The sequence below is a fragment of the Streptomyces noursei genome, assembly GCF_001646665.1.
Classification (GTDB): Bacteria; Actinomycetota; Actinomycetes; order Streptomycetales; family Streptomycetaceae; genus Streptomyces; species Streptomyces lavendulocolor.
In genome coordinates this window covers 92,279-104,897 of record NZ_LWBU01000081.1, presented here as the reverse complement: position 1 = coordinate 104,897, position 12,619 = coordinate 92,279, and the positions used below count along the sequence as shown (strand labels likewise).

12 protein-coding genes are annotated in these 12,619 nt (G+C 72.6%); 5 read left to right on the top strand and 7 right to left on the bottom strand.

Features of this window, described 5'->3' with window-relative positions; translation table 11 throughout:
- Positions 1-64 precede the first annotated feature (64 nt).
- The 3 genes from A4V12_RS07015 to A4V12_RS07005 all read left to right on the top strand — a co-directional run bounded on the left by A4V12_RS07015 (position 65) and on the right by A4V12_RS07005 (position 2,945).
- On the top strand, positions 65-781 hold the full coding sequence (locus A4V12_RS07015; protein WP_064068343.1) for a transglycosylase SLT domain-containing protein: 717 nt from the start codon (positions 65-67) through the stop codon (positions 779-781).
- A 125-nt stretch (positions 782-906) separates the two neighbouring features.
- The gene (locus A4V12_RS07010; protein ID WP_064068342.1) at positions 907-2,226 is read left to right on the top strand and encodes an AI-2E family transporter; all 1,320 of its coding nucleotides are present in this window, start codon (positions 907-909) and stop codon (positions 2,224-2,226) included.
- A complete protein-coding gene (locus tag A4V12_RS07005) occupies positions 2,223-2,945 on the top strand; it encodes a hypothetical protein (RefSeq protein WP_064068341.1) in 723 nt (240 codons plus the stop codon). The genes A4V12_RS07010 and A4V12_RS07005 overlap by 4 nt, the downstream gene beginning before the upstream one ends.
- 78 nt (positions 2,946-3,023) lie before the next feature.
- Here A4V12_RS07005 and A4V12_RS07000 read toward each other — a convergent pair whose 3' ends face one another.
- On the bottom strand, positions 3,024-3,572 hold the full coding sequence (locus A4V12_RS07000) for an alkyl hydroperoxide reductase (protein WP_064068340.1): 549 nt from the start codon (positions 3,570-3,572) through the stop codon (positions 3,024-3,026).
- Positions 3,573-3,590: 18 nt separating this feature from the next.
- On the bottom strand, positions 3,591-4,145 hold the full coding sequence (locus tag A4V12_RS06995; protein ID WP_064068339.1) for a peroxiredoxin: 555 nt from the start codon (positions 4,143-4,145) through the stop codon (positions 3,591-3,593).
- A 133-nt stretch (positions 4,146-4,278) separates the two neighbouring features.
- Between A4V12_RS06995 and A4V12_RS06990 the strand changes: the two genes are divergently transcribed.
- Complete coding sequence (locus A4V12_RS06990; protein WP_064068338.1) at positions 4,279-5,229, top strand: LysR substrate-binding domain-containing protein; 951 nt, start codon at positions 4,279-4,281, stop codon at positions 5,227-5,229.
- A 22-nt stretch (positions 5,230-5,251) separates the two neighbouring features.
- On the opposite strand, the gene A4V12_RS06985 is transcribed toward A4V12_RS06990, so the two are convergent.
- From A4V12_RS06985 to A4V12_RS06965, 5 genes are all read right to left on the bottom strand, one after another.
- The gene (locus tag A4V12_RS06985; protein WP_064068337.1) at positions 5,252-7,573 is read right to left on the bottom strand and encodes an ABC transporter permease; all 2,322 of its coding nucleotides are present in this window, start codon (positions 7,571-7,573) and stop codon (positions 5,252-5,254) included.
- Positions 7,570-8,247, bottom strand: a complete 678-nt coding sequence (locus tag A4V12_RS06980; protein ID WP_064068336.1) for an ABC transporter ATP-binding protein — start codon at positions 8,245-8,247, stop codon at positions 7,570-7,572. The genes A4V12_RS06985 and A4V12_RS06980 overlap by 4 nt, the downstream gene beginning before the upstream one ends.
- On the bottom strand, positions 8,244-8,777 hold the full coding sequence (locus tag A4V12_RS06975; RefSeq protein WP_064068335.1) for a PadR family transcriptional regulator: 534 nt from the start codon (positions 8,775-8,777) through the stop codon (positions 8,244-8,246). The genes A4V12_RS06980 and A4V12_RS06975 overlap by 4 nt, the downstream gene beginning before the upstream one ends.
- A 94-nt stretch (positions 8,778-8,871) precedes the next feature.
- Positions 8,872-9,123 carry a hypothetical protein gene (locus A4V12_RS06970; RefSeq protein ID WP_064068334.1) on the bottom strand — a complete coding sequence of 84 codons (252 nt, stop codon included), beginning with the start codon at positions 9,121-9,123 and terminating at the stop codon, positions 8,872-8,874.
- Complete coding sequence (locus tag A4V12_RS06965; RefSeq protein WP_064068333.1) at positions 9,120-10,058, bottom strand: SPFH domain-containing protein; 939 nt, start codon at positions 10,056-10,058, stop codon at positions 9,120-9,122. The genes A4V12_RS06970 and A4V12_RS06965 overlap by 4 nt, the downstream gene beginning before the upstream one ends.
- A 211-nt stretch (positions 10,059-10,269) precedes the next feature.
- Here A4V12_RS06965 and A4V12_RS06960 point away from each other — a divergent pair, with 211 nt between their 5' ends.
- On the top strand, positions 10,270-12,537 hold the full coding sequence (locus tag A4V12_RS06960) for a transglycosylase domain-containing protein (protein ID WP_064068332.1): 2,268 nt from the start codon (positions 10,270-10,272) through the stop codon (positions 12,535-12,537).
- The last annotated feature ends 82 nt before the right edge of the window (positions 12,538-12,619 follow it).

Sequence of the window (12,619 nt, the reverse complement as noted above, 5' to 3'; positions counted from 1 at the left end):
AGCGTCAGGGGCAAGATTTCGCCCGCGAGGTCACCTAAGCGGACGATGCTGGAAGGAAAACCGTGTGAGCCGGATCTCGGTCCGGGGATTCGCGGTGGCTTCGGCCACTGCGGTCACCACCGTCGGCGCCGTCGTGGGTGTTGCCTCGGGCAACACCCAGCCCTCGAACGACAACTTCGAGGCGGCCGCCGCCAACACGACGCTCCTGGCCGACATCCCCGTCGGCGAGCAGGCCCAGGTACAGGTCTCGTCGCTGACGCAGCAGGCGGAGGCGCAGGCCGCCGCCGCCGACTCGGCCGCGCAGAAGTCCGCCGAGGAAGCCGCGCGCATCCAGGCCGCCAAGGACGCGGAGGCCAAGAAGGCCGCCGCCGACGCGGAGGCCGAGAAGGCCGCCAAGGCCGAGGAGGAGCGCAAGGAGCGGGAGGCCGCCGAGCGCGCCAGCCGCGACGAGGTCCGCAGCGCTTCCAGCTTCGCCACGCAGTCGTCCTACAGCGTCGCCGAGGTCCAGGCGATGGCCCGCCAGATGGTCCCGGGCGACCAGTTCCAGTGCTTCAGCAACATCGTGGACCACGAGTCCACCTGGAACTACCGCGCGCAGAACCCGTCGTCGGGCGCGTACGGCCTGGTGCAGGCGCTGCCGGGCTCCAAGATGGCGTCCGCCGGCGCCGACTGGCAGACCAACCCGGCCACCCAGATCAAGTGGGGCCTCAACTACATGAACGAGCGCTACGGCAGCCCGTGCGGCGCGTGGAGCTTCTGGCAGGCCAACCACTGGTACTAGGAGGCGGTCCCGCCGCCCGGCTCGACCCCTCGGAGCCCCTCACCGTCCTACGGTGAGGGGCTCCGTGCGTGTACCGTCGGGGCCGTGACTCCCGGGGGGAGCGGTGGGGGGGAAGAGAGAAGATCATGTCGAAAGTGCCAGGGTGGCTCGGCAGAGTGGGCGCCGGCCTGACCCGGATGGGACAGCGGTTGGAAGAGCGCCGAGCCGCGGGTGTGTCCGGGGACGAGCCCGGTGACGAGCCGGCGGCCGTACCCGAGAGCGTGCCCGCGCCGCCCACGTACGCGCCCGCCGTCGCCGCGCGGCCCGACCCGGTGGCCGCCATCCCCTGGGGCATGCGCGTCGCGGCCGAGGCGGGCTGGCGGCTGCTGGTGCTCGCGGGCACCCTGTGGGTGCTGATGAAGGTCATCGCCGAAGTGCAGCTGGTGGTCCTCGCGTTCGTGGCCGCGCTGCTGATCACCGCCCTGCTCCAGCCCACCGTGGCCCGGCTGCGGGGGCTCGGCCTGCCGCGCGGGCTCGCCACCGCCCTCACCGCCATCACCGGCTTCGTCATCATGGGGCTGGTCGGATGGTTCGTGGTCTGGCAGGTGATGGACAACCTGGGCGACATCTCCGACCGGGTCAGGGACGGCATCGACGAGCTGAAGGCCTGGCTGCTCGACAGCCCCTTCCACGTCACCGAGCAGCAGATCAACGACATCGCCAAGAACCTCAGCGACACGATCGGGACGAACACCGAGGAGATCACCACCGCCGGTCTGCAGGGCGTGACCGTGATGGTGGAGATCCTCACGGGCATCCTGCTGACCATGTTCTCCACCCTCTTCCTGCTGTACGACGGCAAGAAGGTGTGGACCTGGTGGCTGAAACTCGTCCCGGCCCAGGCCCGTCCCGGGGTCGCGGGCGCCGGCCCGCGCGCCTGGCGCACCCTCACCGCCTACGTGCGCGGCACGGTGATCGTCGCGATGATCGACGCCATCTTCATCGGCCTCGGCATCTACTTCCTCGACGTGCCGCTGGCCGTGCCGCTGGGCGTGTTCATCTTCCTCTTCTCCTTCATCCCGCTGGTCGGCGCGGTCGTCTCGGGCGCGCTGGCCGTCATCGTCGCCCTGGTCACCCAGGGCGTGTTCACCGCGCTGATGGTGCTGCTGGTGGTGCTCGCGGTGCAGCAGATCGAGGGGCACGTGCTCCAGCCGTTCATCCTCGGCCGGGCCGTACGGGTGCACCCGCTGGCCGTCGTGCTCGCCGTCGCCTCCGGCGGTCTGGTCGCCGGGATCGGCGGCGCCGTGGTGGCCGTCCCGCTGGTCGCCGTCACCAACACGGTGGTGGGCTACCTGCGGGCGTACAGCGAGGAACAGGCGCTGCGGACCGCGCCGGCGCACGGGGCGACCGCGTACGGGGCGGAACCGGCACCGGGGCCGCAGGGCCCCGCCAAGGAGGGCGAGTGATATCCGAGCCGGAACTCGTGGGCGACGACGGGGACGTACCGATACCGCCGCCCCACGGGATGCCGCCCCACGGCGGAACCGACCTGATCGAACCGCCGGGGGACGGGGACGGCGGGCGCCGGCCGGCGGGGCGCCCGTGGCTGTGGGCGGTCGGCGGCGCGCTGGTGGCGTCCGCGCTCTGGGCGGGCGGGCTGTACGCGTACCAGGCCAAGGGGCCCGACCTGGGCGGCTACCGGGCCAGCGAGGACCTGTGCGCGGAGGCGAAGCTGCCCGCACTGGCGGCCGCGTACGGCGAGCGCGGTGACGGCACGGCGGACGTGCAGGAGAGCCACGAGGCGCTGGACCAGGCGCACTGTTCGGTGACCTTCGGGACGGACGAGTCCTCCTTCGGCGCCGACCTCTCCTACGTCCTGCACAAGAAGACCGACCCGGGGCCGGAGTTCGAGCCGGCGGAGACCGTCGGCGTGTGGGACGAGTGGGAGTGGGAGCCGCTGTCCGGTCTGGGGGAGCGCGCGTTCTTCGCCCAGGACAAGGAGGGCTTCGCCGCGCTGAAGGTGCTCGACGGGCAGGCCGTGCTGACGCTCTTCCTCAGCGCGCAGGTCGACTACGACCCCGAGTCGCAGGAGGAGCCGTCGCCCCCCGACAAGGCCGCCCTGACCGGGATGAAGGACCGCATGGTCTCGGACATGCGGGCGCTGATGACCGAACTCCGTTGCTGAGCGCCCCCGCGGGCGTACGGAAGGGGCCCACCGACACGGAGTCGGTGGGCCCCTTCGTGCGTCCGGTGACGCGGAGGACTACTCGGCGAGGACGGCCTCGGAGAGGACGGCCTCGGCGTCGAGCGTCGCGCCGACCGCCTGGATCACCGAGGCGATCTTGAACGCCTCCTGGATCGTGTCGCGGTCCACGCTGGCCTTGCGCAGCACCTGCTCGTGCGAGTCGAGGCACATGCCGCAGCCGTTGATGGCGGAGACGGCGAGCGACCACAGCTCGAAGTCGACCTTCTCCACGCCCGGGTTGCCGATGACGTTCATCCGCAGACCGGCGCGCATCGTCCCGTACTCCGGGTCGGAGAGGAGGTGACGCGTGCGGTAGAAGACGTTGTTCATCGCCATGATGGCGGCGGCGGACTTGGCCGCCTGGTACGCCTCGGGCGACAGGTTGACCCTGGCCTCCGGCTCCAGCTCGCGCAGGACCTTCGGCGAGCGCGAGGCGATCGCGCAGGCGAGGACCGTGCCCCAGAGCTGCTGCTGGGGCAGCTCGCTGTTGCCGATGACCGAGCCGAGGTTCAGCTTCAGGTCCTTGGCGTAGTCCGGTATGGCGGACTTCAGTTCGTCGAGAGCCATGTCAGATCAGCCGTCCCGTCACTCGCCGGACAGGAGCTTGACCGGGTCGAGGGTGTCCTCGCCCTTGCTCCAGTTGCACGGGCACAGCTCGTCGGTCTGCAGGGCGTCCAGCACCCGCAGGACCTCCTTGGGGTTACGGCCGACGGAGCCGGCGGTCACCATGCAGAACTGGATCTCGTTGTTCGGGTCGACGATGAAGACGGCGCGCTGCGCGAAGCCGTCCTCGCCCTCGACGCCGCAGTCGCGCATCAGCTCGTGCTTCGAGTCGGCGAGCATCGGGAAGGGCAGGTCACGCAGGTCGGCGTGGTCCTTGCGCCAGGCGTGGTGCACGAACTCGGAGTCGCCGGAGACGCCGAGGATCTGGGCGTCGCGGTCGGCGAACTCGTCGTTCAGCTTGCCGAAGGCGGCGATCTCGGTGGGGCAGACGAAGGTGAAGTCCTTCGGCCAGAAGAACACCACGCGCCACTTGCCCTCGTAGGCCTTGTGGTCGATCTGCGCGAACTCCTTGCCGCTCTCCAGCGACACACAGGCGGTCAGGTCGTACGTGGGGAACTGGTCACCGACAGTGAGCACACGCTCTCCTTGCAGCTGGGAAGTCCCTTTTGAGGCCTTCCGTGGGGGTTGGACGGAGCCCCAGCATGGCACGGCGTGCATTGATCAGTGAAATAGCTAGACTTGGTCGTGTTGATCGAAGGTGGTTATCAGTGTGTCCGTATATAAGGGTAAGCAGCCCAGTCTGGCCCAGCTCCGGGCCTTCGTCGCCGTCGCCGAGCACCTGCACTTCCGGGACGCGGCCGCCGCGATCGGTATGAGCCAGCCCGCCCTTTCGGGCGCGGTTTCGGCACTCGAAGAGGCACTCGGTGTCCAGTTGCTGGAGCGTACGACACGCAAGGTGCTGCTCTCACCGGCCGGGGAGCGGCTCGCGGTCCGGGCCCGGGCGGTGCTGGACACGGTCGGCGAGCTGATGGAGGAGGCCGAGGCGGCCCAGGCGCCGTTCACCGGAGTCCTCCGGCTCGGCGTCATCCCGACCGTCGCGCCCTACCTGCTGCCCACCGTGCTGCGGCTGGTCCACGAGCGGTACCCCGACCTGGACCTCCAGGTCCACGAGGAGCAGACCTCCTCCCTGCTGGAGGGGCTGGCCGCCGGGCGGCTCGACCTGCTCCTGCTCGCCGTGCCGCTGGGCGTGCCCGGCGTCACCGAGCTGCCCCTGTTCGACGAGGACTTCGTCCTGGTCACGCCCGAGGACCACTGGCTGGGCGGGCGCACCGACATCCCGCGCGACGCGCTGCGCGAACTGCGGCTGCTCCTCCTCGACGAGGGGCACTGCCTGCGCGACCAGGCGCTCGACATCTGCCGCGAGGCGGGGCGCGAGGACGGCGCCGCGGTCACCACCACCGCGGCGGGCCTCTCGACGCTGGTCCAGCTGGTCGCGGGCGGCCTCGGGGTCACCCTGCTCCCGCGCACCGCCGTCACGGTGGAGACCGGGCGCACCGACCACCTGGTGACCGGCTGGTTCGCCGACCCGGCCCCCTCCCGGCGGGTCGCGCTGGCCATGCGCACGGGCGCGGCCCGCCAGGCCGAGTTCGAGGAACTGGCGGGCGCCCTGCGGGAGGCGATGCGGGCCCTGCCCGTCCGGGTCGTCGAGCCGGGACGCTGAGCCGCCCGGCCCGCCGCCCCCGTCACTCGGTGCGCAGGCCGTCCGGGCGCATCAGGCGCCACAGGGGCGGCAGGCTCAGCAGCGTCACCGCCGCCACCAGACCCGCGCCGACCCCGGCGACCGGCCAGAACACCCACCAGTCCGCCACCTGCTTGCCGATCAGCGCCAGCAGCAGCGCGCCGAGGCCCAGCCCCCCGGCGACCGCCAGGACCATGCCCAGGGCGACCGGGACGGCGGTCTGCCACAGCACCGACCACGCCAGCGTCGAGCGGCGCGTACCGAACGCGACCAGCGTCGACAGCAGCCGCCTGCGGTCCCGCAGCTGCTCCACCATCGACACCAGCAGGGACACCGCGACCAGCGCCATGGTGAGCGTCGCGGCGGCGAACACGCCCCGGCCGACGCTGGTGAACCGCTCGTCGCGCTCCATGTTCCGGACGGTGTCCACCCGCATCGTCGGGCTGATCCGGGCGGCCGCGTTACGGGCGTGCTCCTCGGCGTCCGGCACCGCCGGGTCCAGCCGGGCCCAGGCGGTCAGGGCAGGCGCGCCGAGCCTCCCGGCGTCGATCGCCGCGGGCGTGGCGAGGATCCCGAACGCCGTCCAGCCCATGGGATCGGGCCGCCCCTCCACCGTGCGGGCGTCCGCCGGGACGCGCCACAGCAGCGGCGGCTCCCCCTCGTCCCGCAGGTCGACCAGGGCGCCCGGGCGGGCCGTCCTCGCCAGGTAGGCGTCGTCCGGGCCGTCCCCGCCGTGGGAGCGGGCGATGAACACGTCGCCGTCCCGGCACGAGGGCAGCCGGCCCAGCTCCCGCAGCGACGGGCAGTCGGCGACGGTGAGGGAGGTCGTCGGCGCGAAGTCCTCGCCGGCGCGCGGCGGCCCCGGGCGCCGCACCGAGGCCTCCAGCGTGGCGGCCGCCCCGGTGACCCCCCGCGCCGCCGACAGCTCGCGGACCACCTCGCGCGGAGCGTCCGGCTGCCCGCGGTCGAGCCGCATGCTCAGCTGGGCGCGCGCGGAGTCCATGTTCGTCGGCCGCATGAAGTCGCTCTGGACGGCCCCGAACAGCATCTGGAGCGCGATCGCCCCGGCCGCCGCCACCACGATGCCGCCGACCGCCCTGGCCGCCGTCCCGCTGCTCAACTGGAGCCTGCGCACGGCCAGCTGCCACGGCACCGGACCGCCCCGGAGCCGCCGCACCACCGTCTCGATCAGCCACGGCAGCAGCGTCGTCACGCCGGTGAGCACGAGCAGCGCCCCGCCCGCCACCGGCGCCATCTCCCAGGTGGTCTCCGCCAGCGCGACCGGCCCCCCGACCGGCAGCAGCGCCAGGCCGGCGGCGACCAGCAGCAGCCGCCACCACACCCGGCGCGGCCGGGACGCCGTGTGCCGGGCCACCCCCAGCGGCTCGATCACCACCGCGCGCAGTGCCGCGAGCGTCACCACCACGGCGCACAGCGGCACCACCACCGCCACCAGCGCGGCCAGCGCGGGAACGGGCACCACGTCCGCCGGGAAGGCGTTGACGTCCCAGACCGTCACCCGGCCCGCGAACCGCCGCGCCAGGGCGAAGAGCCCCGTGCCGGCCAGCAGGCCCAGCAGCGCTCCGGCCAGGGCCTCGCCCGCGGCGATGCGGCGCGTCATGGCGATGTCCGCGCCGACCAGCCGCAGCGCGGCCAGCCGCCGGTCGCGCTGCTCGCCGCCGAAGCGGGCGGCGGTGGCGACGAAGACGAGGACCGGCAGCAGCAGGACCACGCACGCCACCACGATCAGCAGCAGCAGGAAGGCGCTGGAGGGCCGGTCGACGCCGACGTTGTGGCCGAAGCCCGCGCCGCGGCCGTCGGCGGTGGCGTCGGTGAGGGCCGCCCGGTGGGCGTAGTAGACCAGCTCCGCGGGTCCCACCAGCCCCGCGTCGCCGATGCGGCCGGCGATCCCGTACGGCAGCCGCTCCTTCAGCAGCGCGCCCTCCGGCGAGGCGAGCAGCCGGTCCAGGGCAGGTGAGACGACCATCCGGCCGGGCCCCGGGAGCGCGGCCACTCCCGGCGGGGCCGGGGCGTGCGCGCCGTCGGGGCGCAGCAGCAGCCCGCGCACGGGCCGGTCGTGGAAGAGGGTGGAGGCGTCCGCGTACAGGAACGAGCGGTCGGAGCGGGGCGCCCCGGACTCGCCGGACGTCAGGTCGCGCGCCTGGTGCCGGGTGTCCCGGCCTTCGAGGATGCTCGGCACCGACGCGGCGACCAGGAGCAGCGTGACGCCGAACCCCACGCCCAGCGCGGTGAGGACGGTACGGGCCCAGCCGGGCCGGCCGCCGGTGACGGCGAACCGGGCCCCCAGGAGGAGGTCGCGTATCACGGGGCGCCCATCAGGTCGCGGATCCGCCCGTCGCGCACGACGACCTCGCGGTCCGAGTACGCGGCGACGCGGGGCTCGTGGGTGACCAGGACGACCGCGGCGCCGGTGTCGCGGGCGGCCTCGCCCAGCAGCCGCATGACCCGCTCGCCGTTGAGCGAGTCGAGGGCGCCGGTCGGCTCGTCGGCGAAGACCACGCGCGGCGCGGTGACCAGCGCGCGGGCCACCGCGACGCGCTGCGCCTGGCCGCCGGACACCTCGCCGGGGCGCCGGCCGGCGGCGTCCGCGGCCTCCAGGCGCTCCAGCCACTCGTGGGCCCTGCGCTCGGCGGCCCTGCGGCGCTCACCGCCCAGGCGCAGCGGCAGGGCGACGTTCTCGACGCAGGTCAGCTCGGGGACGAGCTGCCCGAACTGGAAGACGAACCCGAAGTCGCCGCGGCGCAGCGCGCTGCGTGCGGCGTCGGACATGGTGGTGAGGTCCCGGCCGTCGTAGGTGACCGTCCCCGTGTCGGGGCGCACGATGCCGGCCAGGCAGTGCAGCAGGGTCGACTTGCCGGACCCGGAGGGGCCCATGACGGCGACGACCTCGCCGGCCCGGACGGTGAGGTCCGCGTCCACGAGCGCCGGCGTCCGCCCGTACGCCTTGCCGATCCCCTCGGCGCGCAGCAGGGCGCTCATCGGGCGGTGCCCCCGACCGCCTCCGCGAGCTGCCCGAGCCGTGCGGCGGTCAGCTCCAGCCAGCGGAGGTCTGCCTCCAGGTGGAACAGGGCGTGGTCGCAGATGAGCTGGTCGGCGAGGTCGCCGTCCCGTTTGCGGCGGGTCAGCTCCCGCATCAGCCGCAGGTGTTCGGCGCGCTGGGTGTCGAGCAGCTCGGCGGCGCTGCGGCCGGTGAGGAGGGCGAGGACGATCTTGGTGTAGAGCGTCGACTGGAGGTACGGCTCGGGCTTCTCGGCCCGTGTCAGCCACCCCTCGACGTCGGTGACGCCGGCCTCGGTGATCGCGTACCGCTTCCGCTCGGGTCCGTCGCCGGGCTCGATGCCCTCGACCTCGACGAGCCCGTTCCTCAGCAGCCGCGACATGGTCGCGTAGACCTGGCCGTAGTGCAGCGGCCGGTCGTGGCCGAACTTCTCGTCGAACGCGCGCTTGAGGTCGTAACCGTGGCGGGGGCCGGACTCCAGGAGCCCGAGGAGGGTGTGACCGATGGACATGGGCAACGACTGTACATCGGGCGTATACACGCGACGTATACGGCCCGCGTGCCGTTCTCCCGCGGGGCGCCGGTGGCCCCGCGGGAGAACGGGCTCATTCCGGCGGGGCGCCCGGTGGGGCCGCCGGCGGGGGCGGGGGTTCCTTGGGCGGGCGGCCACGGCGGGGGAGGGGCCCGGGGGCGGACGGGAGGCGGCCCGCGTCGGCGAGGGCCTTGCGGAGCAGGAACTCGATCTGGGAGTTCGCGCTGCGCAGCTCGTCCGACGCCCAGCGCGCCAGTGCCTCGTACACCCCCGGGTCGAGCCGCAGCAGCACCTGCTTGCGCGGGCGGCGGTCGGACGGCGTCACTGGTACAGCGTGCCCGTGTTCAGCACCGGCTGTGCCGCCCGGTCGCCGCAGAGCACCACCATGAGGTTGGACACCATCGCCGCCTTCCGCTCCGGGTCCAGCTCGACGATGTCCCGGTCCTCCAGCCGCTCCAGCGCCGCCTCGACCATGCCGACCGCGCCGTCCACGATCTGCCGCCGTGCCGCGACCACCGCGCCGGCCTGCTGGCGCTGGAGCATCGCGGAGGCGATCTCCGGGGCGTACGCGAGGTGGGTGAAGCGCGACTCGATGATGTGGACGCCCGCGGCCTCCACGCGCGCGTGCAGCTCGGCGGCGAGCTTCTCGGTGATCTCCTCCGCGTTGCCGCGCAGGGAGAGTCCGTCCTCGTCGTGCGCGTCGTACGGGTACTCGATCGCGATGTGGCGCACGGCGGCCTCGGTCTGCGTGGAGACGAACTCCAGGAAGTCGTCGACCTCGAACATCGCCTGCGCGGTGTCCTCGACCCTCCACACCACGACCGCGGCCAGCTCGATCGGGTTGCCGTAGGCGTCGTTCACCTTCAGCACGGCCGTCTCGTGGTTGCGGACCCGGGTGGAGATCTTCGCCCGCGAGGTGAACGGGTTGACCCAGCGCAGGCCGTCGGTGCGGATCGTGCCGCGGTACCGCCCGAAGAGCTGCACCACCCGGGCCTCGCCCGGCGCCACCATGTTCAGCCCGCACATCGCGAGGAACGAGGCGATGCCGACCAGGACGCCGACGAGGATCAGCGTCACCTTCACCCCCGTCGCGCCGGTGGCGGCGCCCGCCACCACCAGGCAGACGCCGGCGGCCAGGCCCGCCAGGCCGAGCAGCAGGGCGAGCCCGCCGCCGATGCTGTGCGCGGCGAACTCGCGTACGCGTGGCGCGGGCATCTCGGGCAGGTCCTCCGCGAGTGCGGCGCGGTCGTTCGTGGTCATGGTGCCCCCGTCTCTCCGGTCCGGATCGTCTAGCAAAGTGATATCACTTTATCGCGGGTGGCAACCCTTCGCACCCCTGAGGAGTCGGTTCCAGTGATACGGGTGCTCATTGTCACGTCCGGAAAAGACCGGATCCGTTGAGCTTTGTACGTACCCGTGGTGTTAGTTTGCTGAGCTGATTCGCAGATGAGCAGAGCGGAGCGACGGAGCGATGGGTCGAGCGGGAGCGCGGGAACGCGGAGCGCGCGGTGCGAAGACCGAAGGCGCGGGCATACGCCGGTTCTTCACCTGGAAGAAGCTGCTGGGCGGCTTCTTCGTGATCTGCCTGCTCGCGATGGGCGCGTTCTACGTCGTCTACCTGCTCGTCCCGGTGCCCTCGGCGAACGCCCAGGCGACGATGCAGAGCAACGTCTACCGGTACAGCAACGGCAAGATCCTCGCCCGTACCGGTGAGATCAACCGGGAGATCGTCGGCCTGGACAAGATCCCGGACGACGTGGAGAAGGCGTTCGTCGCGGCCGAGAACAAGACCTTCTACGAGGACGCCGGCGTCGACTTCATGGGCACCGCCCGCGGCCTGCTCAACACCCTCCAGGGCAAGGGCAAGCAGGGCGGCTCCACCATCACCCAGCAGTACGTCAAGAACTACTACCTGGACCAGGACCAGACGGTCAGCCGCAAGCTCAAGGAACTGGTGATCTCCCTCAAGGTCGACCAGCGGATGGACAAGGACGCCATCCTCGCCGGGTACATGAACACCAGCTACTACGGCCGCGGCGCGTACGGCGTCCAGGCGGCCGCCCAGGCCTACTACGGCGTCGACGCCGAGAAGCTGACCGTGTCCCAGGGCGCCTACCTCGCCGCGCTGCTCCAGGCCCCCAACCAGTACGACTGGGCCATCGCGACCTCCACCGGCCGCGACCTGGCGAGGGAGCGCTGGAACTACGTCCTGGACAACATGGTCGAGGAGGGCTGGCTCGACCGGGCCGAGCGCGCCGCGCAGAAGTTCCAGGTGCCGCAGAAGCCCAAGGCGGCCCCCGGCATGGAGGGCCAGACCGGCTACCTCGTCGCGGCCGCCAAGCAGGAGATGGTCGACCAGGGCATCAGCGAGAAGGACATCGACGCCGGCGGCTGGACCATCACGCTCAACATCGACGAGAAGCGCCAGAAGGAGCTCGTCGAGGCGGTCGACGAGCAGCTGGAGGCCCGCCTCGACCGCAAGGACAACAAGGTCGACGCGACCGTCCAGGCGGGTGCCACCTCCGTCGACCCGAAGACCGGCAGCGTCGTCGCGCTGTACGGCGGCGCCGGCGCCACCGAGCACTGGATGTCCAACGCCACCCGCCGCGACTACCAGCCCGCCTCCACCTTCAAGCCGCTCGTCTTCGCCTCCGCCCTGGAGAACGGCGCCGAGACGCAGGACGGCGACGAGATCGGCCTCAACACCCTCTACGACGGCACCAGCCGCCGCCCCGTCGAGGGCAGCGAGACGCCGTTCGCCCCGCAGAACGAGGACGACCGCAGCTACGGCCCGGTCACCGTGCAGGAGGCGATGAACAAGTCCATCAACTCCGTCTTCGCCCAGATGATCGTGGACGCCGAGCCCGCCGAGGTGAAGAAGACCGCGCTCGCCCTCGGCATGAAGGACGGCGACGGCTTCGTCGAGCAGCCCGCGATGTCCCTCGGCACCATGGGCGCCTCGACCTGGGACATGGCGGGGGTGTACGCCACCCTCGACAACCACGGCAAAAAGGTCACCCCGACGATCGTCAAGTCCGCCGAGCACAAGGGCCGCACCTTCGAGCGCACCGAGCCCCCGGTCGGCGAGCGGGTCATCAGCCGCGAGAGCGCCGACACCGTCACCGCCGCCCTCACCGGCGTCGTCCGCAACGGCTCCGGCCACGAGGCCAGCACCTCCGCCTACCAGGCGGCCGGCAAGACGGGCACCTCGGAGAACAACAAGTCGGCCTGGTTCGCCGGGTACACGCCCGAACTGGCCACGGTCGTCGCGCTGTTCGGCGAGGACGCCGACAAGGGCAGGCAGGTCACCCTCACCGGCACCGCCGACTCGGGCCGCGCCAACGGCGGCGGCTTCCCCGCCCGCATCTGGGCCGACTACACGCTGGGCGCCCTCGACGGCGGCTCCGACGCCCGGTTCGACCTGGACGTCGCCGAGACGGCGGCCCCGTCCCGGCCGGACCCGACGACGTCGCCCACCGAGGAGCCCTCCGAGTCCGCGTCGCCCACCGAGGAGCCGACCGAGACCGAGTCGCCCACCGAGGAGCCGACACCCACGCGTACGCCGTCCACCCCGACCCGTACGCCGTCGATCCCGACGCCGACCGGCACCCCGACGGACGACCCCACCGACGACGGCGACACCGTCGGCACCACGGGCGGCGGCGACGGCGGCGGCGACCCGACCGGGGACCCGGCCGACGGCGGCACGGAGGGCGACCTCAAGCCCCCCAGGCCCTGACCCGCGGACGGCCGCGGACCCGACCCGGCACGACGGCGGTGGCCGGGCCCCTCACCAGGGGCCCGGCCACCGCCGTTCCGTG

Excerpts from the sequence above, each read along its gene's own strand:
- A4V12_RS06980 (WP_064068336.1), bottom strand. The coding sequence starts at position 8,247 with ATGAGCGCCCTGCTGCGCGCCGAGGGGATCGGCAAGGCGTACGGGCGG.
- A4V12_RS06960 (WP_064068332.1), top strand. The coding sequence starts at position 10,270 with ATGGGTCGAGCGGGAGCGCGGGAACGCGGAGCGCGCGGTGCGAAGACC.
- A4V12_RS07000 (WP_064068340.1), bottom strand. The coding sequence starts at position 3,572 with ATGGCTCTCGACGAACTGAAGTCCGCCATACCGGACTACGCCAAGGAC.
- A4V12_RS06975 (WP_064068335.1), bottom strand. The coding sequence starts at position 8,777 with ATGTCCATCGGTCACACCCTCCTCGGGCTCCTGGAGTCCGGCCCCCGC.
- A4V12_RS06965 (WP_064068333.1), bottom strand. The coding sequence starts at position 10,058 with ATGACCACGAACGACCGCGCCGCACTCGCGGAGGACCTGCCCGAGATG.
- A4V12_RS07010 (WP_064068342.1), top strand. The coding sequence starts at position 907 with ATGTCGAAAGTGCCAGGGTGGCTCGGCAGAGTGGGCGCCGGCCTGACC.